General features: G+C 74.0%; 10 protein-coding genes and 1 riboswitch. Of the genes, 1 reads left to right on the top strand and 9 read right to left on the bottom strand.

Features of this window, described 5'->3' with window-relative positions; translation table 11 throughout:
- Positions 1 to 26: 26 nt before the first annotated feature.
- The 8 genes from ABT008_RS15985 to ABT008_RS16020 all read right to left on the bottom strand — a co-directional run bounded on the left by ABT008_RS15985 (position 27) and on the right by ABT008_RS16020 (position 10,134).
- Complete coding sequence (locus tag ABT008_RS15985) at positions 27 to 908, bottom strand: dihydrodipicolinate synthase family protein (RefSeq protein ID WP_350696978.1); 882 nt, start codon at positions 906 to 908, stop codon at positions 27 to 29.
- A complete protein-coding gene (locus ABT008_RS15990) occupies positions 905 to 1,927 on the bottom strand; it encodes a sialidase family protein (RefSeq protein ID WP_350696979.1) in 1,023 nt (340 codons plus the stop codon). Before ABT008_RS15990 ends, ABT008_RS15985 begins: the two co-directional genes overlap by 4 nt.
- Positions 1,924 to 3,456, bottom strand: a complete 1,533-nt coding sequence (locus ABT008_RS15995) for a tripartite tricarboxylate transporter permease (RefSeq protein ID WP_350696980.1) — start codon at positions 3,454 to 3,456, stop codon at positions 1,924 to 1,926. Before ABT008_RS15995 ends, ABT008_RS15990 begins: the two co-directional genes overlap by 4 nt.
- Positions 3,453 to 3,947, bottom strand: a complete 495-nt coding sequence (locus ABT008_RS16000) for a tripartite tricarboxylate transporter TctB family protein (RefSeq protein ID WP_350696981.1) — start codon at positions 3,945 to 3,947, stop codon at positions 3,453 to 3,455. The genes ABT008_RS15995 and ABT008_RS16000 overlap by 4 nt, the downstream gene beginning before the upstream one ends.
- Positions 3,947 to 4,912 carry a tripartite tricarboxylate transporter substrate binding protein gene (locus ABT008_RS16005; RefSeq protein WP_350696982.1) on the bottom strand — a complete coding sequence of 322 codons (966 nt, stop codon included), beginning with the start codon at positions 4,910 to 4,912 and terminating at the stop codon, positions 3,947 to 3,949. The genes ABT008_RS16000 and ABT008_RS16005 overlap by 1 nt, the downstream gene beginning before the upstream one ends.
- Positions 4,909 to 5,592, bottom strand: a complete 684-nt coding sequence (locus tag ABT008_RS16010) for a GntR family transcriptional regulator (protein ID WP_350696983.1) — start codon at positions 5,590 to 5,592, stop codon at positions 4,909 to 4,911. Before ABT008_RS16010 ends, ABT008_RS16005 begins: the two co-directional genes overlap by 4 nt.
- A gap of 1,120 nt (positions 5,593 to 6,712) precedes the next feature.
- On the bottom strand, positions 6,713 to 7,768 hold the full coding sequence (locus tag ABT008_RS16015) for a ribonucleotide-diphosphate reductase subunit beta (protein WP_350696984.1): 1,056 nt from the start codon (positions 7,766 to 7,768) through the stop codon (positions 6,713 to 6,715).
- Positions 7,759 to 10,134, bottom strand: a complete 2,376-nt coding sequence (locus ABT008_RS16020) for a ribonucleoside-diphosphate reductase subunit alpha (RefSeq protein WP_350696985.1) — start codon at positions 10,132 to 10,134, stop codon at positions 7,759 to 7,761. Before ABT008_RS16020 ends, ABT008_RS16015 begins: the two co-directional genes overlap by 10 nt.
- 136 nt (positions 10,135 to 10,270) lie before the next feature.
- Positions 10,271 to 10,478: riboswitch (cobalamin riboswitch) on the bottom strand.
- A gap of 120 nt (positions 10,479 to 10,598) precedes the next feature.
- Here ABT008_RS16020 and ABT008_RS16025 point away from each other — a divergent pair.
- Positions 10,599 to 22,931, top strand: a complete 12,333-nt coding sequence (locus ABT008_RS16025) for a non-ribosomal peptide synthetase/type I polyketide synthase (protein WP_350696986.1) — start codon at positions 10,599 to 10,601, stop codon at positions 22,929 to 22,931.
- Here ABT008_RS16025 and ABT008_RS16030 read toward each other — a convergent pair.
- Complete coding sequence (locus tag ABT008_RS16030) at positions 22,877 to 23,860, bottom strand: DMT family transporter (RefSeq protein ID WP_350696987.1); 984 nt, start codon at positions 23,858 to 23,860, stop codon at positions 22,877 to 22,879. The two genes, ABT008_RS16025 and ABT008_RS16030, sit on opposite strands and share 55 nt — an antisense overlap.
- Positions 23,861 to 23,929 lie beyond the last annotated feature (69 nt).

The following is a 23,929-nucleotide window of genomic DNA, read 5'->3' on the forward strand; positions in this document are numbered from 1 at the left end:
CTTGGAGTGAGGCGGCGGTGTCGGGGTCAGAGCAGGTCGGCGACGTCGGCTTCGAGCGCGCGACGGTCGTCGGCCGAGATCGGGTCGAGCGGGGCACGCATGCCGCCGGCCGGCAGCCCGCGCAGTTCGAGGACGGCTTTGAGGTGGGCGAGGTTGCCCTGCCGGGTGGCGGCCACCGCCCGCAGCGACCGTTCCCGGGCCACCGCGAGCGCGTCGGCGTCCCCGCTGCGCAGGGCGTCCCGGACCGCCAGGAAGGGTGCCGGCAGCGCCGAGCTGACCCCGGAGACCACTCCGGCGCCGCCGGCCGCGACGACCTCGGTGAACTCCGCGTCGGCACCGGAGTACGCCGGCAGGTCCCGGTCGCCGAGCGCGGCGAGGTACTCGGCCAGCACCGGGGTCGGCTCGCCGCTGATCTTCACGCCGGCCAGACCCGTCCCGGCCAGCCGGGCCAACGACCGTGGCGAGACCGTCGTGGTGGTCCGGGCGGTGAAGAGGTACGCGTACACCGGCCGTCCGGCGGCGGCGGTCACCACCGCCTCGTAGTAGTCGAGCAGAGCGCGCTCGGTGGCCGGGAAGTAGTGCGGGGTGAGCGCCGCGAGCCGGGCCGCTCCCCGGTCGACGGCCGCGCGGGTGAGGCGTACCGCCTGGTGGGTGCTGGCGTGCCCGACGTGCCAGTAGGTGCGCTCGGGCCCGAAAGCGTCGTTGGCGGCGGCGGCGACGTCCAGCCGCTCGTCGTCGGTGAGGGTGGTGAACTCACCGGTGGTGCCGGCCACGAACACCCCGTCGACGGGGTGCGCGGCGAGTTGGTCGTAGGCCGCCCGGGTGGCCTTGAGGTCGACCGCGCCGTCGGGGTCGAACAGGGTCGGCAGGGCGCTGATCAGGTTGGCTCCGGGGTGGGCCGTGGTCATGAGATGTGCTCCGAGGGATCGAGCAGGGCGAGCACGATGCCGCGCCGCTGCCAGGTGTACGTCACAGCGAGCCGGTCCCCGACGGGGATCAGGCAGGGGTACGAGAACTCGTTGCCACCGGTGGTCCGCACCCCCGAGTCGGCGGGCCGGTAGCCCTCGTCCGCCGTCTCGCCGAGCGACTTCTCCAGGGTCAGCCAGGGCCGGAAGGTCTCCCCCTCGTCGGTGGAGACGGAGACGGTCAGGGGCGCCCGGCTGGCCCAGTCCCCGGTGGTGGGGTTGTGGGCCAGATGGACGCGGTCGCCGAGGCGGGTCACTGCGATGCCGGAGTTGTTGTTCGGCACGGTGGACAGCGAGCCGGGCGACCAGGTGCGGCCGTCGTCGACGCTGGTGGCGGTGACGAGCCGGCCAGCGGTGCTGCGAGCCAGCAGGCGTACCTCTCCGGTCGGGGTCTGCCAGAGCGCGGGTTGGATGGCGCCCGCGCCGGGGAAGGTGGCGTGGTCGAGCCGGATGTCCGGGGACCGCTGCCAGGTGTCTCCGTCGTCGTCGCTGCGCTCGACGAAGCAGTCCCATCGGGGGCGCTCGCCCCACGTCTCGGTGGAGGCCCCGGCGAGCAGTCGACCGGAGCGCAGGCGCAGCGGCGGGGTGCGGACCGGTCCCCGGCCACCGGGCTCGGCGTCGCCGAGCGGTCGGGGCGTCGACCAGGTCCGGCCGCCGTCGGTGGAGACGACCTGGTGGGTCACCCAGGTCGAGATGGTCGCGCCGACCTTGAACCAGCAGACCAGGTCCCCACCGGTACGCCGGTGCAGCACCGGGTTCCAGCAGGGCGCCAGGTCGCCGCTGACCACCGTCGGGGCGCTCCATCGGTCGCCGGTCCCCCGGCTGAGCCAGATCCGCGAGTCGGCGGCTCCTTCGTGGTCGCCCTGGAACCAGGCGACCACGAAGGTGTCCTCGGTGACGCAGACGGTGCTGCCGTGGCACTGGCCGGGCACGTCCCGGACCACGAAGTGTCGTGCCGTCACCGGCTCGCTCCGGCGGGGACCGGCGGATCGGTCGGGGTGTCGCGGTCGGTGGGGCCCTGCCGACGCGCCTTCATCCGGCTGCGGATGCGGGGCACCGCCACGGCCAGCACGGCCAGCACGAGCAGGCCCACCGCGATCGGGCTGGTGTAGATGGTCTCCAGTCCGCCCAGCTCCATCGACCGGCGGAAGTTGCGTTCGGCGAGCGGGCCGAGGATCAGGCCGAGCACGATCGGGCCGGCCGGGAAGCCGTACCGGCGCAGCAGCAGGCCGAGTACGCCGAACAGGACCATGACGCCGACGTCGAAGACGCTGTTGTTCACCGCGTACGTGCCGACGATGCAGAAGGCCAGGATCACCGTCCACAGGAACCGGCTGGGCAACTCCAACAGCTTGGCGACGCCGCGCATGCGCAGCAGGCTCAGCCCCAGCGTCAGCACGGTGGCGAAGAACATGATGCCGGCGATCGAGTAGACCAGGTCCGGTTGCGAGGTGAACAGGCCCGGGCCGGGCTGGATGCCCCAGATGATCATCGAGCCGAGCATCACCGCCATCACCGAGTCGCCCGGTACGCCGAGGGCCAGCGTGGTGAGCACGGACCCGCCTACACCGGCGTTGGAGGAGCCGTCGGCGGCGGTGAGCCCTTCCAGGGAGCCCTTGCCGAACTTCTCCGGCTCCTTGGAGACCCGCTTGGCCTGGTTCCAGGCGACGATCCCGCCGATGTCCCCGCCGACGGCGGGCAGCACGCCGACCACCGTGCCGACGGAGGAGCCGACCGCGATCGGCTTGACCATCTGCCGGGTCTCCTGCTTGTTCGGCCACCAGCGGCCGAAGCTGGTGATCGCCTTCTGCTTCTGGTGGCTACGCGAGATCATCTGGCTGAACACCTCGGCGATGCCGAACAGACCGATGATCACCGCGATGAACGGGATCCCCTCGACCAGTTGCGGGATGCCGAAGGTCAGCCGGTCCGAGCCGTCCATCGGGTCCCGGCCGACGGTGCCCAGCGCCAGGCCGAACAGACCGGCGATGAGGCCCTTGACGAGCTGGCGGCCGGAGACCTCGATCATCATGGTGAGACCGAAGACCACCAGCGCGAACATCTCCGGCGAGCCGAAGCGCATGGCCACCGTGCTCAGCGGGATCGCGGCGACCATCAGCACCGCGATGCCGACGAAACCGCCGACCGCCGAGGCGAAGGCCGACGACGTCAGCGCCAGGCCGGCCTTGCCCTGCTTGGCCATGGCGTAGCCGTCGAAGGTGGTGGCGATCGACGCCGGGGTGCCCGGGGTGTTGATCAGAATGGCTGGGACCCGGTCGCCGAACTGCGCGCCGATCAGGATGGTCAGCAGCACGGCCAGGCCGGGCAGCGGATCCATGGTCAGGGTGAAGGCGCTGGCCAGGGCGACCGCCATGGTGGCGGTGATGCCCGGGAACGCGCCGACGAGCATGCCGATCGCGGCGCCCGCGAGGACGCAGAGCAGCATCTGGACGGAGAGGAGGGCACCGAAGCCCTCGACGAGTGCGTTCACAGCGGCACCCTCAGCAGCAGGCCGAACAGGCCGTAGATCACCACGGTCACCCCGGCGGGGAAGAACAGCAGGTCCTTGATCCCCCGGCCCCCGGCGATCCAGGTGAGCGCGGCGACGAAGATCAGTCCGGAGACCAGGAAGTGCAGGTAGTACCAGAGCACCCCGAAGGCGAGCGTGGCCGCGACGAAGCCGACCATCCGGACGATCCCCGAGCGGGTGGCCGGTCCCTCCTCGTCCTCGTCGTCGGCCACGGCGGGCGTGGTGACGAAGGCGAGGACGATCTGCAGGGCCGACAGGCCGATGATCCCGATGGCGAGCGTCTCCGGCCAGATGCGGGGACTCACCGCCAGGGCCCGGGCGGGCAGCTCGATCGAGCGGGCCAGCCACAGGAACACGGCGCCCAGCACCAGGAAGACCATCCCCGGTGCCGCCGCGCGCCAGCGCGCGGCGGCACCGTGATCACCCTGGATCGGCGGGTGGTGGATAGCCATCAGCCGTAGATCTGGCCGAAGCGGTCGTACTCGGTCTGGGCGAACTGGCTGGCCTCGTCCGGCGAGGTCGCCAGCGGCGTGTTGCCGGCCTTGGTCATCACGTCCTTGAACGCCTCCGAGGAGGCGGCCTTGCGGACGGCGTCGGCGAGCCGCTGCCGGACCTCGTCGGGCAGCCCGGCGGGGGCGCCCATCAGGCCCCAGCCACCGATAACCACGTCGACGCCCTGCTCCTTGGCGGTGGGCACCTCCGGCAGCGAGGAGACCCGCTCCGGGGCCAGCACCGCGAGGATGCGCAGCTGGTTGTTTCCGGCCGCGGCGGCGGACTCGCTCACGCCGGCCATCACGGCCTGGACCTCGCCGGAGACCCCGGCGGCCACGGCCGGCGCGCCACCGTCGTACGGCACCGGCTTGAAGGTCGCACCGGCCGCCTCGCCCAGGGCGAGGGTCGCGGCCTCCCAGATGGCGCCGGCACCGGAGTTCGACACGGTGATCGTGCCCGGCTCGCGCTTCGCCGCGGCCAGCAGGTCGTCGAGGCTCTGGTACGGGCTGTTCGTCGGCACCGACAGCGTGGCCGGCGCGTTCATCACCTGCCCGAGGACGGTGAACTGCTCCGGGGCGATGTCGGCGCCCTGGTGCCCGAGCATCGCCACCTCGACCGGGATGAAGCCGATCGAGTACCCGTCGGCGGGACGGCCCTTGAGGTAGGTCAGGCCCACCCGTCCGCCGCCACCGGTCCGGTTCTCCACCACGATCGACCGCCCGAGGTCCGCTTCCAGCTCCTTGGCCAGGGTGCGGGCGGTGAGGTCGGAGCCGCCACCGGCGGCGGCGTGCACGACGAGGGTGAGGTCCTTCTCCGGGAAGTTCTCGCCGGAGGCGGTCTCGCTCCCGCCGCGGTTGGCGCAGCCGGTCACCACGAGGGTGCCGGCGACGGCCAACGCGGCGAGGCGCAGCATGCGTGATCTCATAGGTCGTTCTCTCTCTGGACGGGGGTCGGGGGATTCGCGGAACGCAGCCGCGAGCAGGTCGTCTGCAGGTGTCGGTGCAGCTCGGCCTTGACCTCGGCGACCTTGCCGGCAGTGATCAGCCCGGCCAGGTCGTGGTGCTCCCGCGCCGAGGGCGCGAGGTCGGACAGCCGCTTGCCGGAGGCGTGCAGCAGACCTTCGATGGTGGGGCGGAACTGGTCCCACAGGACGCTGAGCCGGGTCATCCCGGCGGCGGCGAAGAACGCGCTGTGGAACCGGATGTCCGCGGTCGTGAAGGCGACCGGGTCCCGGTCGTTCACCGCCGCGTCCATGTCGACCAGCGCGGTACGCAACTGACGGGCGAGGACCTCGCGCCGGACGGTGATGGCCCGCTCCACCGCCAGCAGCTCGAACGACTCCCGCAGGGCCATCAGCTCCTCGATGTCGGCGTCGTTCAGCGACCGGGTGACGGCGTTGCGGCCGGAGCCGGTGACCAGTCCCTCCGACCGCAGGATGCGGATCGCGTCACGAACCGGACCCCGGCTGACCTGGAAGGAATCGGCCAGCTCCTCCTCGACGAGACGGGTGCCCGACGGCACGTCGCCCACGATGATGCGACGGCGCAGCTCGCCGGCCAGCTTCTCGCCGAGGGACTCCGCCCTGATCGGCCTGACGTCCAACACGTTGTCCTCCTGATAACTGTTAACAGTTAACACTCGACTCATCCCACGGTCAACGGCGGATGACGAACGAGTTTCTCGATGTTTCCTGCCGGCATTTCGCCTGGTGGATGCCCCGGACGGGACGAACGGACGCCGCCGCGACGACTGGCGGCGGACACCGCGGGCCGGGATGGGGCGCGCGAGCCGGGAACACGACGGCCGCCACGGCCCGCTCAGCGGACGGCGGGGCCGTGCCCGGCCACCGGTCCCCGCACTGCGGTCACTGCCGACACAGCAGGGGCCCGACCCGGCCGGCGATCCCACGACCGCACGTCGGTGGACCCGAGGTCACGCCGGATCAGCAGAGACATTGCGACAGGGTACGGGCGCGACCGGTTCCGGTCCGCCCACGGCGAGCGGCCTTCCCCCGCAGTCGCGCGTCGCCCTGCCAGCTCGCCCGCGCACGGAAGCCAGACGTAGACCGGGGGCCGAGGGCCGGGGACCGGGGCCGGGACCGGGGCCGGGGACCGGGGCCGGGACCGGGGCCGGGGACCGGGGCCGGGACCGGGGCCGGGGACCGGGGCCGGGACCGGGACCGGGGACCGGGGACCGGGGCCGGGACCGGGGACCGGGGACCGGGGCCGGGACCGGGACCGGGGACCGGGGCCGGGACCGGGACCGGGGACCGGAGGCCGAGGACCGGGGCCGAGGACCGGGGCCGAGGACCGGGGCCGAGGACCGGGGCCGAGGACCGGGGGGCCGGAGGCCGGGGGCGCCGAACCGCTGACTGCCATGTCGGGTACGGGCCCTGTCGAGCTGACGGCGGCGACGGATCGCGGTGATCCGCCCCGCCGTTCGTCGGGGCGGCCACAACCCACCCCGCTCGCCGGGCGGCCGTAGCGGTCAGCGACCAAGACCGCGCGGCCCCGCCACACCGCCGAGCCGTCGGCCCGCCGGCCGCTCTCCCAGTCGAGAGAGCCGATAGCGCAAACGGTTCAGCTCGACAGGGGCCGCCGACACCACCAAGGACAAGGCATCCGTCGGCCGGAACGCGAGCCGGAACACGAGCCGGAACACGAGCCGGAACGCCGCTGTCCCGGGCGGCGTCACGCCACCCGGGACAGCGGCACAGCTCAGCCGGTCAGAAGTCGTCGTCGAAGCTGACCGAGCCGGTCACCCCGACCTGGTAGGCGGAGACCCGACGCTCGAAGAAGTTGGACAGCTCCTGGACGTCCTGCAACTCCATGAACGCGAACGGGTTGCCGCTGCCGTACATGGGGGCGATGCCGAGCACGGCCAGACGCCGGTCGGCCACGTGCTGGAGGTACTCCCGCATGTCGGCCAGCGACATGCCGGAGACGCCCTGCTCCAGCAGGTCGGCGGCGAACTGCACCTCGCACTCGACCGCCTCGGCCAGCATGTCCTTGACCTGCTGCTCCATCTCGGCGTCGAAGAGGTCCGGCTCCTCGGCGCGAACGGTGTCGACCACCTCGAAGGCGAACGCCATGTGCATGGACTCGTCGCGAAACACCCAGTTGGTGCCCGAGGCGAGGCCGTGCAGCAGCCCCCGGGAGCGCAGGAAGTAGACGTAGGCGAAGGCGCCGTAGAAGAACAGGCCCTCGATGCAGGCGGCGAAGCAGATCAGGTTCAGAAGGAAGGCCCGCCGGTCCTCCCGGGTCCGCAGCTCACGCAGCGCGAAGATGGAGTCGATCCACTTAAAGCAGAACTCGGCCTTGCGGGCGATGGACGGGATGTTCTCCACCGCCGCGAACGCCGCGAACCGCTCCTTCTCGTCCGGGACGTAGGTGTCCAGCAGGTTCAGATAGAACTGGACGTGCACCGCCTCCTCGAACAACTGCCGGGAGAGGTACAACCGCCCCTCCGGCGAGTTGACGTGCTGATAGAGGTTGAGCACGAGGTTGTTGGCGACGATGGTGTCGCCGGTGGCGAAGAACGCCACGAGCCGCGACACCAGGTGCTGCTCGGCCGGCGAGAGCTTGGCCAGGTCGGCGAGGTCGGAGTGCAGGTCGACCTCCTCCACCGTCCAGGTGTTCTTGATGGCGTCCTTGAAGCGGTCGAAGAACTGCGGGTAGCGCATCGGCCGCAGGGTCAGGTCCATGCCGGGGTCGAGCAGCAGGTGCCGCTCCCCCACGCCGGTGCTGGTGCTGGTGGTCTCGGAGACGGTGGTCACTGGCATGCCTCGCAGCTCTCGGGGTTCTCCAGGGAGCAGGCCAACGCCTCGTCGTCGCTGACCGCCACGACGGGCGTGACGCTCGGGGTGACGGCGACGGTGGCCTGCTGGATCCGGGTCGCCGGACGCGACCGCAGGTAGTAGGTGGTCTTCAGCCCGGACTTCCAGGCGTACAGGTACATCGAGGAGAGTTTGCCGATGGTCGGCGCGCTCAGGAACAGGTTCAGCGACTGCGACTGGTCGATGAACGGGGCCCGGGCGGCCGCCAGGTCGATCAGCGCCCGCTGCGGCAGCTCCCACGCGGTCCGGAACAACTCGCGTACGTCTGCGGGCAGCTCGACGACGCCCTGTACGGAACCCTCGGCGCGCTTGATCTGCTCCCGGATCGCGGCCGTCCACAGTCCCCGCGCCTTCAGCTCGCGGACCAGGTAGGTGTTGATCTGGAGGAACTCGCCGGACATCGTCTCACGCTTGAACAGGTTGGACACCTGCGGCTCGATGCACTCGTAGCAGCCGGCGATCGAGGCGATGGTGGCGGTCGGCGCGATCGCCACCAGCAACGAGTTCCGCAGGCCGTGCCGGCCGATCGTCTCGCGCAGCGCGGTCCACCGTTCGGTCTGGCCGACCTCGGCGCCCCACAGGTCCGGGTGCAGCTCACCCCGGGCGGCGCGGGTCTCGGCGTACGCGGGATGCGGGCCGAACCGCTCGGCGAGCCCGGCCGAGGTCTCCAACGCGGTCAGGAAGATCTCCTCCTGCACCCGGGTCGACAGCTCCCGGGCGGCCGCGGAGTCGAACGGCAGGCGCAGCGTGAAGAACGCGTCCTGCAACCCCATCAGCCCGAGCCCGACGGGGCGCCAGCGCGGGTTCGACGCCGCCGCCTGCTCGGCCGGGTAGTAGTTGATGTCGATCACCCGGTCCAGGAACACCACGGCGGTCCGCACCGTGGCGCGCAGCCGCTCCCAGTCGACACCGTCGGCGGTGACGTGCGCGCCCAGGTTGACCGAGCCGAGGTTGCAGACCGCCGTCTCGGCGTCGTCGTTGACCTCCAGGATCTCGGTGCAGAGGTTCGACAGGTGGATGGTGTTGCCCGGGGCGCCGGTCTGGTTGGACAGCCGGTTCGAGGCGTCCTTGAACGTCATCCACCCGTTGCCGGTCTGCGCGAGCGTCCGCATCATCCGGCCGTACAGGTCGCGGGCCTTGACGGTCTTGACCGCCTTCTTCTCCGCCGCCCGGTACGCCTCGTCGAACGCCTCACCGAACAGGTCGGGCAGCTCGGGGGCGTCCGACGGGTCGACCAGCGACCAGTCGCCGTCCGCCTCGACCCGCCGCATGAACTCGTCCGGGATCCAGTTGGCGAGGTTCAGGTTGTGCGTCCGCCGGGACTCCTCGCCGGTGTTGTCCCGCAGTTCGAGGAACTCCTCCACGTCCGGGTGCCACGGTTCGAGATAGACGCAGGCCGCGCCCTTGCGACGGCCGCCCTGGTTGACCGCGGCCACTCCGGCGTCCAGCGTCTTGAGGAACGGCACGATGCCGTTCGACCTGCCGTTGGTGCCCCGGATCAGGGCGCCCCGACCGCGTACCCGGGACCAGGAGATGCCGATGCCGCCGGAGAACTTGGACAGCTTCGCGACCTGGTGGTAGCGCTCGTAGATGGAGTCGAGTTCGTCGCGCGGCGAGTCGACCAGGAAGCACGAGGACATCTGGGTGTGCCGGGTGCCGGAGTTGAACAGCGTCGGCGAGCTGGGCAGGTAGGCCAGGCTGGACATCAGTCGGTAGAAGCCGATCGCCTCGCCGGGCGTCTGCGACAGGCCGCAGGCGACCCGCAACAGCCAGTACTGCGGCGTCTCCACCACGAGCCGGGTCTGCGGGTGCCGCAGCAGGTACCGGTCGGCGACCGTACGCAGCCCGAAGTACTCGAAGCGCAGGTCCCCCGCCGGGTCGACGGCGTCGTCCAGTTTGCGCGCGTTGCGGGCCACGAACGCGGCGGTGTCGTCGCCGATCAGGCCCAGACCGTGGGCGTACCGGATGGACTGGCTGAAGCTGGCCACCTGCTGCCCGCGGACCTCCTTGTCCACGTACGCGGCCAGCAGTCGGGCCGCCAGCTTCGAGTACTGCGGCTCCTCACCGATCAGTTCGGCCGCGGTCTGGATGGACAGCTTGTCCATCTCGGCCGTGGTCGCGCCGTCGTAGAGCCCGCTGATGGTCTTGGTGGCCACCCGCAGCGGGTCGATCTCGTCCAGGTCGGCGACCCACCGCTCCACCGCCTTGACGATCTTGTTGACGTCCACCGGCTCGGTGTCGCCGTTCCGCTTACGGACCTGCATGACGTGCCGGCGTTGCTCCGGCCCCGCCTGCTCCTGGGTCACCGTCATGTTCCCCCTCCTCACGCCTGTCCCCGAGATCGTCGGGTCCGCGCGGGAGGACGCCGCCGGTCACCGACGGCACTGCTGCCGTGACTGACCAGCTCGTGGCGTCGGCCGTCCCACGCGGCCGTCGACCGCCGCACACGTCGCGTGCGGCGCGCTGGCAGGTCTTCGGACTCGTGGGCCTGGTGCTCGCGCCTACTGGCCGTCGCTTCCCAGACCTGGCGGGTCCAGTGCGTGATGACGGCGGTCGTTCCCACTCACCGCTGCGGGGCAGTCCCGGATTCCCACCGGGTTCCCTCTTGCCTCGACCGCCGTGGAGCGGCGGCCGAACCAGCTACGGGGCACACCATATATGGGTGCGGTGCGGAGATGGCAACACCAGATGCTGTGCCGGGCGTGTCGCGTGCCAGATGCCGGGCGTCCCGCCGACCGCCGGCCGGGTACTCGATCATGCCCACTAGCATCGTCGCGTGCAGACAGCGGCCGGACCCGGCGACCGACGGGCACTGCTCGACATCCTCGTCCACGCCGCGGATCGGGCCCCCGACCAGGTGATCGTGCACGTGCGCGAGGACGGCACCGAACGCACCGTCACCGTCCGACAGTTGCGGGACGAGGCGCTGCGGGTGGCGGGCGGCTACCGGGCCGCCGGAGTGGCACCGGGCACTCCGGTGATCCTGGTCGCCGACGCCGGGGACGACTTCCAGCCGCTGTTCTGGGGGGCGCTCGCCGCCGGGCTGGTCCCGGTGCCGCTGCCACCCGAGCCGACCCGGGTACGGGCCGTCCGCGAGCTGCTCACCGACGCGGTGACCGTGGTGGACGACGCCACCGACGCGATCGCCGACGGGCTCGACGGCCCGGTGCTGCGGCTGGCCGACCTGCGGACCGGCACCCCACCGGAGGAGTTGTTCGCGGCCGACCCCACCGACGTGGCGTTCCTCCAGTTCTCCTCCGGCAGCACCGGCACGCCGCGCGGGGTGGAGTTGACCCACGCCAACGTGCTGGCCAATGTGGAGCAGTCCCGGCTGGCCAGTGGCGCCGGGCCGGACGACGTCCTGGTCACCTGGATGCCGTACTTCCACGACATGGGGTTGATCGGCACCCACCTGACCCCGCTCGCGATCGGGTGCACACAGGTCCGCGTACCCCCGATGGCGTTCGCCAAGCGCCCGGCGCTGTGGTTCACCGCCGCCCACCGGCACCGCGCGACCCTGCTCTCGGCGGCGAACTTCGCGCTGGCCCTGGCCGTCCGCCGGGTCCCGGCGGACCTCCTCGCCACGCTGGACCTGAGCCGGGTCCGGTGCGTGGTGGTGGGCGCGGAGCCCATCTCCCCCACCGTGTGGCGGGCCTTCCTGGCGCACGTCCGCCCGGCCGGGCTCGCCCCGTCCGCCCTGCGACCGGTGTACGGCCTGGCGGAGGCGACCCTCGCGGTGACCTTCCCGCCGCCCGGAGAGGTCGCCGAGCCGCTGGTGCTGGACCGGGCCGCGCTGAGCCGGGGCCGCGCGGTGACCACCGGGCCGGGCCCGCACGCCGTGGAGCTGATGGACCTGGGGCACCCGGTGCCCGGCTGCGAGGTCCGCGTCGTCGACGCGCGGCACCGGCCACTGCCCGAGGACCGGGTGGGCCTGATCGAGGTACGCGGCCCGAACGTGGCGCGCGGCTACCACCGGGATCCGCAGGCCAGCCGGGAGACCTTCCTGGACGGCTGGCTGCACACCGGTGACCTGGGTTTCCAGCGCGCCGGTCGGCTCTGCGTGACCGGCCGCGCGAAGGACGTCATCTTCGTCAACGGTCGGACGTTCCACGCCCCCGACCTGGAGGCGGTGGCCGCCGCGACCGTCGGGCTGCCTGCCACGGTGACGGCGGTGGTCGGCTGCACCGACCCGGACACCGGCGGCGAGCGGATCGTGGTGTTCGTGGCCTGGGCGCGACCGCCGGCCGGGGCGACCGTGGTGCTCGACACCACGCGGGCCCGGGTCGCCGAGGCGGCCGGGCACGACGACGTACGGGTGCTGCCGCTGCCGCCCGGCGCATTCGCCCGGACCACCAGCGGAAAGCTGCGGCGGCGACGGATGCGCGAACGCTACCTGGCCGGCGACTTCGCCGACCGGGAACGCCGCTGGCACCCGGCGGCGACCGAGCGCCCACACCCGCACTCGTCCGGCTTCACGCAACCGGCCACCTCGGAGGAGACGCACCCGGTGGCCGGGCCACCGTCGGACGGCTCGGGGCCGGTGTCCCGGCGACGGGTCGAGCAGGTCGTCCGGGCGGTCTGGGCGCGGGTGCTGGACCGGCCCGCCGACACCATCGCGGCGGACGACCGTTTCCTTGCCATCGGCGGTTCGTCGCTCAAGGCGATGGAGGTGCTGGCCGGGCTGGAGGACGCCCTCGGCACCACGTTCGATCCGGCGGACCTGCGGGACTGCCCCACCGTCGCCACGTTGACCGACCGCATCCTGGCCGGGCCGCCCACGACCCGACCGGCACCGCCGGAGAGCCGCGCCCCGGAGCGGCCGGACACCCGTTCCGGCGCGACGCCGCTCGCGGTCATCGGGATGGCCTGCCGCTTCCCGGGTGCCGACGCCCCCGACGAGTTCTGGCGCGGCCTCGTCGACGGCGTCGACGCGGTGCGGCCGGTCCCGGAGCACCGGTGGACGCCGCAGGACGGTCGGCCCCGCTGGGGGTCCTTCCTGGACGATCCGATGCAGCTCGACGCGGACTTCTTCGGGCTCTCCGACGAGGAGGCCCGGCTCACCGACCCGCACGCCCGACTGTTCCTGGAGATCGGGTACGAGGCGCTCGAACGCGCCGGGTACGCCGGGCCGCGTCGGCAGGGCCGTCGCGTCGGGGTCTTCGCCGCCGTCGGCGAGAGCGCCTTCCCGGAGCTGCTGGCCGCCGCCGGTCCGGTCACCGCACCGGCGGCGCTGGTCGGCAACCTGCGCAACCTCGTGGCGGCCCGGCTGTCGCAGGCGCTGGACCTGGCCGGTCCGGCGATCGTGGTGGACACGGCCTGTTCCTCGGCGCTGGTCGCGCTGCACCTGGCCGCGCGCAGCCTGGCCACCGGCGAGTGCGACATCGCGGTGGTCGGCGGGGTGAACCTCAATCTCACCGAGACCGCCTACCGGCTGCTGGACGCCGCCGAGGCGCTGTCGCCGACCGGGCGGTGTCGCGCCTTCGACGCCGACGCCGACGGCTTCGTGCCCGGCGAGGGCGGCGCGGCGCTCGTCCTGTGCCGCCCCGACGACGCGTACGCCGCCGGGGACCGGGTGCTGGCCCTGGTCGCCGGCACCGCCGTCGGTAACGACGGGCGGTCGCTGAGCCTGCTCGCCCCGAATCCGCAGCGGCAGTGGGAGGTCATCGCACGCGCGTACGCGGACGCCGGGCTCGACCCGGCCGCCGTCTCGTACGTCGAGGCGCACGGCACCGGCACCGGCCTCGGTGACCCGGTGGAGGCGCGGTCGCTGGCCGCCGCGTTCCCGCGCCGCCCCGACGGCACGCCCCGCTGGTTGGGGTCGGTCAAGACCAACCTGGGACACCTGCTCAACTCCGCCGGCATGCCGGCGCTGCTGAAGGTGGTGCTGGCCCTGCGGCACCGGCAGTTGCCGCCGTCGCTGCACCACGTCCGACCGTCCACCCGGTACGACCTGGACGCCGCCGGCTTCACGGTGGTCACCGAGGCACGCCCGTGGACCGCACCCGGACCGCTGGTCGCCGGCGTGAACGCGTTCGGCTTCGGCGGCACCAACGCACACGCCGTGCTGCGCGAGGCACCGCCCCGCGAGCCCGTACCGCCGCCGGCCGGCACCGGCGCGCACCTGGTGACGCTCACCGCGCGGTCGGCGTCCGCGCTGCGGCGTAGTGCCCACGACCTCGCCGGACACCTGCGCGACCGGGGCGACCTGGACGTGGCCGACGTGGTCGCCAGCGCGGGGACGGCCCGCGACGACGCGCCGTACCGGTTGGCGCTCGTCGCCGACGACACCGGGCTGGCCGACCGGTTGGCGGCTGCCGCGACCGCGTACCGGGACGAGCCGGTCCGCCGCCGGCCACGGATCGTCTTCGTCTTCCCGGGCGACGGTTCCCCGCCGGCCCTGCCGGCGGTCCGCGACCTGCACGACCGGCTCCCGGTCTTCCGGGCCCTGCTGACCGGGGCCTGCGCCGCCGCCGGTCCGGTGGCGGGGCGGCCGTTGCTGTCCTGGTGCCTGGACGACGAGCCGGACCGGTCGGACCGGCGGGTCACCGCCCCGGTGCGCGTGGTGGTGGCCCTGGCCCTGGCCGGACAGCTCGCCGCCTGGGGGGTGCGGCCCGACGCGCTGCTCGGACACGGGGTCGGTGAGCTGGCGGCATCCGCGGCCGGGGGCACGCTGGGCGTCGCCGACGCGGTCCGGCGTGCCGTCGCGCTCGCCGACCCGGCCCATGTCCAGGACGGTCACGCCGACCGGGACGACGACGGGTACGCCCTCGCGGCGCTGCGGGGCGTGCCGGTGTTCAGCCCGGCGGCCGGGCGGTGGGATCCGCCGGACCCGGTCCGGTGGGCCACCGACACGGCGAGCAGAGCGGAGCTGCGCACGGCGTGGCGGCGGTTGCTCGACGACGGGTACGACACCGTGGTCGAGCTGGGCGTCGCCGACCTGACGGCGGCCGGGATCGGCGCAGCGGAGGCGACGCACCACAGCGGCGGCCAGGGCGACGAAGAACCCACCCGGGCTCTGGTCCGAATGATCGCGGTGCAGTGCGGGCCGACCGGTGCGGTGCCCAGCGGTGCTGCGTCGTTGCTGGCCACGGCCGGGCGGCTCTGGGCCCGGGGTGGTCCGCTCGACCGGCCCGCCGTGTACGGCGGGCGGCAGCGGGTGCCGGTGCCGACCTACCCGTTCGAGCGTCGCGCCTTTCCGCCACCGGGGGCGGCGCACGCCGTGCCGCTGCACGTCGTGGCCTGGCGGGAGGTTCCGGCGGCGGTCGGCGTACCGGCCCGGCGGGTGTGGCTGCGCGGCCCGGGGGTGGGGGGTCCGTTCGTCGACGACCTGGCCGCCGCGCTCACCGCCGACGGGATCGAGGTCCACACCGACCCGGCGGCCGGTGCGGACGGCGACATCGCCGTGCTGCTGGCCGGGGCGGCGGTGGACACGCCGGACGTGGCCGCGCTCGACGCCGCCGTCACCGAGCAGGTACGCACCGTCCGCGCCCTGATCGACGAGGGGGTCGACCGGCCGGGCCGGCTGCTGGTGGTCACCGAGGACGTGCACGTCACCGGCGCGGCGGCGGAACGGGGCCGCCCGGTGCAGGCGGTGCTGGCCGGACTGGCCACCGCGCTCGCCGACGAGCGTCCCGGCCTGCTCGTGCACACCGTGGACCTGTCCTCCTCGGACGGTACGGCAGCACGGGTCGCCGCCGTCCGCCACGAGATGTTCGCCCTCGCCACGGACCCGCCAGCCACCGGCACGCCGACCGACCAACGCACGCCCGACCCACGCACGCCGACCGGGGTGGCCTGGCGCGGCGGACGCCGACTGGGCCGGTTCCTCGACCCGGTGTCGGCGGGCGGAGAGGGAGTGCTCGACCCGGTGTCGACCGCAGACCGGGCCGACGGACCGGCCGGGCCCGTCGCGGCGGGCGCCGTACACCTGATCATCGGTGGGGCTGGTGGGGTGGGCGCGGAGTTGGCCCGATCGCTGGCCCGCCGGGAGCAGCCGACGTTACTGCTGGCGGGTCGGTCGGACCACGCACCGGCCGCCCTGCTGGCCGAACTGACCGCGCTGGGCGCGACGGCGACCTACCACCGGTGTGACGTGACCGTGGCCGCCGACGTGGACGCCCTGCTCGCCGCCGCGCCCCGGGTGGACACCGTGTTCCACGCCGGCGGCATCGTCCGGGTCGGCACCCTGCGCGCCAAGTCCGTCCAGGACGTGCTCGCCGTGCTGGGCCCGAAGGTACGCGGCACCCACCTGCTCGCCGAGGCGCTGCGGCGACACGGTCACGATCGGACCGTGCTGGTCGGGTTCTCGTCGGTCAGCGCGGTGCTACCCGGTCTGGCCGGCGCGATCGGCGACTACGCCGCCGCGAACCGGTTCCTCGACGCGTTCGCCACCGCGCACCGGGCCGCCGGCCGTCCCGTCCAGGCGGTCGGCTTCGCCGCGATCAGCGACGCCGGCATGGCCGCCCGCAGCGGTGGTGTCGGCGCCGCCGCCGGGGCGATGCCGGTCGACGACGCGCTGCGTGCCCTGGCGCTCGCCCGTCGTGTCGACGCCGCACACGTCGTCGTCGCGGCCCGGCCGGAGAATCCGGCGACCGCCCCGACGGTCAGCGTCCCGACGGTCAGCGTCCCGACGGTCAGCGTCCCGACGGTCACCGTCCCGGCCGGGGCCGCCGTCGCTACCGTCGCTGTCGAGCCCGCCACTGTCGACACCGGCACTGTCGACACCGGCGCTGTCGACCTGCCGCGCGGACCGGACGGTGTGCACGGTGGGCCGGGTCGGGACGAGGTGGCCCGGCTGCTGCGGCGGCTGCTCGCCGAACCGCTGCACCGGCAGCCCGACGAGATCGCCGACGACACCTCGTTCCTCGCTCTCGGCCTGGACTCGCTGGCCGCGGTGGACCTGGTCAAGCGGCTGGAGGAGGAGATCGGCCGGGAGCTGCCGGTCACGCTGTTCTTCGAGTACACCACCGTCGCCGACCTGGCCGCCCACCTCACCGGGGTACGCGCCGCCGAGCCGATCCCGTCCGTGGCGCGCGCCCCGCTGGACGTGGCGCGCACGCCGGTCGAGGGCGAGCCGTTCCCGCTGACCGCCGTGCAGCGGGCCTTCCACGTCAACGAACGGCTCCACCCCACCGTGGCCAGCTTCGCCTTCGTCCAGCAGACCGTCACCGGTCCCCTGGACGCCGGGCTGCTCGGGCAGGCGCTGGCCCGCCTGGAGTTGCGCCACCCGATGCTGCGGGTGCGGTTCACGCCCGGTCCGGGTACGCCTCGCCAGGTGGTCCCGCCCGTGCCGGCCCACCCGGCTCCGACCCCGGACTGGTACGCGGTGCGGTCGCTCACCGAGCCGCTCGCCGAGGTACGGGAGCGGCTGTGCAACACCCCGGTCGACCTGACCCGGCAGCCGCCACTGCGAGCGGTCCTGGTCCGGGAGGCACCCGACCGGGCCCACCTGATGCTGGTGCTGCACCACGCCGCCGGGGACGGGTTCAGCCTGAACCTGCTCAGCGAGGAACTGTGGGCCGACTACACCGCCCTGGCCCACGGCCGTACGCCGGTGGCCCGACCGCCGACTCCCGGGTTCGACACGTACGCGCGCCAGGTGGCCGGGCCCGCGCCGGAGGACCTGGCGTACTGGCGGGACCTGCTGGCCGACGGCACGACGCTGCGGCTGCCGTTCGACGGCGACCCGGACGCGCGCCCCGGCCCGCCCCTGCTGACCACGCAGAGTGAACTGGAGCCGGAGCTGGTGGCGGCGTTACGGGACCGGGCCGCCGAGGCCGGCGTGTCGCTGTTCCACCTGCTGCTGGCCGGGTACCTGCGCTGCCTGGCCCGCTGGGGCGGCCGGCGACGCGTGCCGGTGACGGTGGCGCGGGCCGGTCGGGACGCCCGGCTGGCCGACATCGACCGGATCGTCGGGCCGTTCGCCGACGCCCTGCCCCTGGTCCTCGACGTGGACTCCGACGAGCCGGTCGGACAGCTCGCCGACCGGCTCCGGGTGGCCTGGTCGACGGCGCAGCGACACGGCTCGGTGACCAGCCTCGACCTGGCCCGACTGCTCGACCGGCCGGGCGCGGGGCCGCGTACCGTCAGCCCGGCCGGGTTCAGTTTCGCCCGGTTCCCGGTCACCCTCGACCCGGACTGTCCGGTCGCAGTGAGGCCCACGGCGGCCGGTTCCGGCTCCGCCGCCACCCGGTTGAGCCTGCTCTGCTGGGAGTCCGGCGACGGCCTCGGCCTGTCCTGGAACTTCCCGCGCCGCCTGTTCACCCCGGCGACCGTGGCCCGGCTCGCCGCCGAACACCGGGACGACCTCGTCGCGATCGCCACCGGTCGGCCGCCACGGTCCACCGTGGAGCGAGCGGCGACCGCCGTGGACGCCGCCCCCGTCGGGCAGCGGTCCGCCGAGGCCGACCGGGCCGTGGCGCACCGCTCCGACGCCGGTCCGTCCGGGCAGCGGTCCGCCCACGCCGACCAGGCCGAACGGCAGCCGGTCGACGGCGACCAGGCCGAACGGCAGCCGGTCGACGGTGACCAGGCCGAGCGGCAGGCGGTCGACGGCGACGACGTGACCGCTCGGATCCGGGCAGTGTGCCGGCGTACCCCGGACGCGGTGGCGGTGACGACCGGCGAGCGGACCGTGACCTACCGGACGCTGGACCGCGACGCCGACCGGGTGGCCGCGCTGCTCGCCCGGCACGGGGTACGCCCCGGTGACCGGGTCGGCCTGCTCACCGCTCCCGGTCCGCAGACCGTGGTCGGAGTGGTCGGCATCCTGCGGGCCGGTGCCGCCTGGGTGCCGCTGGACGCGGCCCACCCGCCGGCCCGCCTCGCCGACCACCTGGTCCGGGCCGGAGCCGGAGTGCTGCTGCACGACGACGACTCGGCCGCCGTCGCGGCCCGCCTCGACGCTGCCGCACGACCGGTCTCCTTCGACCCGAGCACCGCCGATGCCGTCGCGGAGCACGACGCCCCGTCGGTGCCCGAGGCGACGCCGGACCAGACCGCGTACGTGATCTTCACGTCGGGATCGACCGGGCGGCCCAAGGGCGTACCGGTCAGCCACCGGTCGATGCGCACGTACCTCGACTGGGCCGTGGCCACCTTCGGCTACCGGCCCGGGGACCGGCTCGCCCAGACGGCGTCGAGCTGCTTCGACGCCTCCGTCCGGCAGATCCTGGCCCCGCTGCTGGTCGGGGCCACCGTGGTCACCTTCACCCGCGCCCAGCTCCGTGATCCGCAGGCGTTGCTGTCCCGGATCGCCGCAGACCGGATCACGGTGTGGAGTTCGGTCCCCACCCTGTGGGAGCGGATCCTGCGCGCTGCCGAGGAGCACGTACGCCGCCACAGCGAGGCACCCGACCTGGCCGCGTTGCGGTGGGTGCACGTGGGCGGCGAGGAGCTGTCGCCGGTGGCGGTCCGGCGGTGGTTCGACCTGTTCGGCGACGCCCGGATCACCAACCTGTACGGCCCGACCGAGGCCACCATCAACGCCACCTGGCACCTGATCGACGCGCGGCCCGACGACGCGGTACGCCGGCTGCCGATCGGTCGCCCGGTCGGCGGGGCGGTGGTCCGCGTGGTCGACCCGGAGGGTCGGGTCTGTCCGCCCGGCGTGGCCGGCGAGCTGTACCTCGGTGGCGCCGGCCTCACCACCGGTTACCTCGGCGAGCCGGAGCTGACTGAGGCGGCGTTCGTGGTCCACGACGGCGAGCGGTTCTATCGCAGCGGCGACCGGGGTCGGCTCGCGCCGGACGGTGCCCTGGAGTTCCTGGGCCGCCTCGACGACCAGATCAAGATCCATGGTCACCGGGTGGAGCCCGGCGAGATCGAGGCGGTGCTGCGCACCCATCCGGAGGTCGCCTCCGCGACCGTGCTGCACCGGGCCGATCCGCATCCCCGGCTGCACGCCTTCGTGCTGCCCGCACCGCAGACCACCCCGACCACGGCCGCGCTGCGTGCCCACCTGGCCGCTCACCTGCCGGCGCACATGGTGCCCGCGCGTCTACACCTGCTGGACGTGCTGCCGTTGACCGCCACCGGCAAGGTCGACCGCGAATCGCTGGCGGCACTGGCCGCCCCGGCCGCCGACAGCCAGGCACCCGCTCCAGCGTCCTCGACGGACGCCGACGCGACGGGCCCGGGCCACGCCGACGCCGCCGTTCTGACGGGCCGCCGCGCATCGGCGGGCGGCATCGGCGCGTCGGCCGGTACCGAAGCGGAGCTGGCCCGCATCTGGGCCAGTCTGCTGGACCTGCCGGTGGTCGGCCCGGACGACGACTTCTTCGCCCTCGGCGGCGACTCCATCCTGGCCCTGGAGGTCTTCGCCCAACTCCAGGAACGCAGCGCGGTCACGGCGAGCCCGACGCTCATCTACGAGCACCGGACCCCGGCCGCCCTGGCCACCGCCCTCGACGCCGGTGCGGATGGGCACACCGACGCTCGGGCCAGCGTGGACGCCGACGTCACGACGGATCCGACCATCGACAGTGGACAGTTGCTCGATGCCGTACCGCAGCCGGACTCCACGGCGCCGTTCCCGGTGACCGCCGCGCAGCGTGGCTTCCTGCTCGCCGACGCCGTCAGGCCCGGCGCCGGCACCGCCTGGCTGGCCCGGCTGCGGTTGTGCGGTCCGCTGCGCCGGGACGCCTTCCAGCGTGCGGTGGACGTGCTGGTCGCCCGGCACCCGATGCTGCGGACCGTCTTCCCGGCCGGTGCCCGGCCACCGGTGCAGCAGGAACTGCCCGTCGCGATGCGGCTGCCGGTGGCGTACGAGAACACGACCGGCCCGGCCGACCTGGCCGCCCGGGTGGCCGAGGAACGCCGTCGACGGTTCGAGCCGTGGGCCTGGCCCCTGCTTCGGCTGCGCCTGCTGCGGGTCGCGACGGACGACCACGTCCTGCTGGTGCACGCGCACCACCTGATCGGTGACGGCTACAGTGCCGCGCTGCTGGGCCACGAACTGCTGGCCGCCTACCACGCCGACGGGGAGGCCGATCCGCTGCCGCCGCTGCGGGCCGGTTTCCGGGACTACGTCCGGCTGCTGTCGGAGCGGACCGCCGCCGCACCGGACCCGGAGGCGTACGCCTGGTGGTCGCGACGGTTCGGGTCGGCGTACCGGCCGCCGGTGCTGCGTGCGGAAACCGACCGGCCAGGCGAAGGCACCACCGACCCGACGCCCCCGGTCCGCGCGTTCACGCTGGACGCCACGGTGGTGGCCGGACTGCGCCGACTCGCCTCCGAGGCGTCGACCACCCTGTACGCGCCGGTGCTGACCGCGTACCACCGGGTGCTGGCCCGGCTCACCGGCCAGGACGACCTGGTCCTCGGGCTGGCCGTGACCGGACGCGACCACCCGCTGCCGGACCTGCACCGGATCTTCGGTCCGTGTGCGGCGATGCTGCCGCTGCGCCTGACCGGCACCGACGCCTTCCCGGTCCACCTGGCCCGGGTCGCGGCCGAGGTCACCGCCGCCCGGCAGTACGCCGACCCGCCGTCGATCGCGGCGGCGGTACCCGCCGGTCGGCCCGACGGCGCACCGACCGGCGCCCAGTTCTTCTTCAGTTTCCTGGACTTCGACGCGCTCCGACCCGCCGCCCCGCCGACGGGGACGGCCGGACCGGACCGGCTCGACCTCTCCTGGGACGAGGACACCGAACTCGCCCCGCCGCCGCTGGGCACCGACCTGTTCCTGACCGCCCGGCCGGTGGCCGACGGCCTGCGGGTCACCCTGCGCGGCTCCCCCACAGCGGTGAGCGCCGCCGACCTGGACCACCTCGCCGACCGGCTCCGCACCGACCTGAGCACGGCGGCGACCGAGCCGACCGCAGAGCCGACCGAGCCGCACATGGTCGCGGCCGCGCCGACTCAGCCGCAGACGGGCGCAGCCGCGCCGACCGAGCCGCACGAGGTCGCGGCCGCGCCGACTCAACCGCACACGGGCGTGGCGACGGTCGACCGAGCGACGCCGCGCGCCGGGACGTCGGCCGCGCTGAACGCCGCCATCGTCGGGTACCTGCCGTCCCCCGCGCAGCTCGCCGTGATCGCCGGTCTGCCGGCCGGGAGCCTGCCCCGGGAACAGCTCCGTGAGCTGCTCTTCCCCGGTGGTCGGCCCCGGCTCTTGGAGGAGTTGTCCACTCCGCTGGGCACCTCCGGCTTCGTCTGCCTGCCCCGCTTCGCCGACGAGTTGACCGCCGCCGGGGACCGGCTCGCCACCGAGGCCGCCGCCGCGGTCGACCTCGCCGCCGGCCTCGGCGCGACCTGTGTCTCCCTCGCCGGCCTGATCCCCGCCCACACCGGGTACGGCGTCGGGGTGCTGCGGCACACGCGTACCGCCACGGCGGTCACCACGGGTCACGCGGCCACGGTCGTCTCGGTGGTCCTCACCGTCGAGGCGGCCCTGACGGCAGCCGGGCGAACCCTGGCCGGGCGGACCGTCGCCGTGGTCGGTCTCGGCTCGATCGGGTTCTCCTCACTGCGGCTGCTGCTGGCCCGCGCACCCCGTCCACCGGCGCGGCTGCTGCTCTGCGACCTGCCGGCGACCGCGCCCCGGCTGGCCGACCAGGTGGAGCGCCTGCGCGCCGACGGGCTCACCGCCGCCGTCGAGATCTGCCCCACCACCCCGGCGGTGCCCGACCCCGCATACGCCGCCGACCTGATCATCGGTGCCACCAGCGCGGCCACCGAACCACTCGACGTCGACCGGCTGCGCCCCGGCACGATCGTGGTGGACGACTCCTTCCCGCACGCGCTGGATCCCGCCCGGGCGCTGGCCCGGATGCGGCGCGACCGCGACGTGCTGGTGGTCGGCGGCGGACTGCTGCACGTCGGACCGACCAGCCGTACCGTCCCGGTGGACCTGCCGTCGGCGGCGGTCGCCGGTCACGCGGCGGCGCTCGGGTTGCCCGGCACGATCGCCTCGTGCCAGTTGGAGTCGCTGTTGCGTGCCGGTACGCCCACCCTGCCGCTGGTGCACGGCCTGGTGGACGAGTCGACGGCGACGGCGTACGCGGCGGCGCTGGCCGGGGCGGGGATCACCGCCGGGCCACTGCACCTGCTGCGTCACCGCGTCGAGCCGGACCTCCCGGCGGCGCTGCCGGAGGTGCCGGCCACCTGAGGCACCCGCTGCTGCGGGTGCCGCACCGCCGGTCGGGAGCTGCGGTTCTCGTGCAGCGCGAGCAGGACCACCGAGGCCAGCACCAGCGCCAGGCCGACCCACTGGCTGGTGCCGAGTCGACCGTCGAGCAGAGTGAGCCCGACCAGGGCGGCGGTCAGCGGGAAGGCCAGTTCGGCGAGGGTCGCGTTGGACGCGGGCGTCCGGCGCAGGGCGTGGTAGTACAGCGTCAGGGCGAGCAGGCCGGGGATGGCGGCGAGCAGCACCAGCCGGGGCACCAACTCGATCGGCACGCTGACCGAGGTGCCGGTGGCCGCCGCGAAGGTGGCCAGCGTGACCAGGCCGACGCTGAACCGCAGCGTGGTGACGTGCAGGAAGGAGAGTTCGGCGCTGACCATGCGGCCGAGGACGGTCCCGGCCGCCCAGAGCGCCGCCGCGCCGAGCGCGAGTCCGGCCGCGGCCAGGCCGCGCGGCTGCGCCGACAGTGGATCGGGGAACGCCAGCAGCCAGGCGCCGACCAGCGCGGGCACCGCGAACAGCGGGAACCGGGGGCCGACCCGCTCCCCCAACAGCATGGCGGCCAGGACCAGGGCGAGCACCGGCTGGAGCTTCTGCAACACCTGCGGGGTGATCGGGTCGCCCAGGCGGAAGGCGGCGGTGAAGAGCGTGGTGGCCAGTGCCGAGGAGCCGGCGCCGATCACCAGCACGGCCAGCTTCGTCCGCACCGAGGACCGGGCCAGCGCGCGTACGGCCGGGATCAGCCAGGGTGACACCAGCAGCACCAGCACGACGTGTTCGGCCAGCACCACGCTCAGCGCGGGAAGCTCGCGGGCCAGCGGTTCGCGGAGCAGGCTGGAGAAGCCCCAGAGACTGGCGGCCACGGCGACCAGCCAGGTGCGATCGCCGGTGGCCCGGCTGGTGAGCGGGCTCATCGTGTCCTCCCGGTGGGTGCCGACCTCATGATCAGTGAACCATTCTCGACCGTCCGGGCCGAGGCGGCC

Origin of the sequence: Micromonospora sp. NPDC002389, assembly GCF_040296095.1 — a bacterium.
Taxonomy (GTDB): Bacteria; Actinomycetota; Actinomycetes; order Mycobacteriales; family Micromonosporaceae; genus Micromonospora.

What these genes read in the sequence shown, in the direction of transcription:
- ABT008_RS16020 (WP_350696985.1), bottom strand. Translation starts at nt 10,134, where the DNA reads ATGACGGTGACCCAGGAGCAGGCGGGGCCGGAGCAACGCCGGCACGTC.
- ABT008_RS16030 (WP_350696987.1), bottom strand. Translation starts at nt 23,860, where the DNA reads ATGAGCCCGCTCACCAGCCGGGCCACCGGCGATCGCACCTGGCTGGTC.
- ABT008_RS16000 (WP_350696981.1), bottom strand. Translation starts at nt 3,947, where the DNA reads ATGGCTATCCACCACCCGCCGATCCAGGGTGATCACGGTGCCGCCGCG.
- ABT008_RS16005 (WP_350696982.1), bottom strand. Translation starts at nt 4,912, where the DNA reads ATGAGATCACGCATGCTGCGCCTCGCCGCGTTGGCCGTCGCCGGCACC.
- ABT008_RS16015 (WP_350696984.1), bottom strand. Translation starts at nt 7,768, where the DNA reads ATGCCAGTGACCACCGTCTCCGAGACCACCAGCACCAGCACCGGCGTG.
- ABT008_RS15985 (WP_350696978.1), bottom strand. Translation starts at nt 908, where the DNA reads ATGACCACGGCCCACCCCGGAGCCAACCTGATCAGCGCCCTGCCGACC.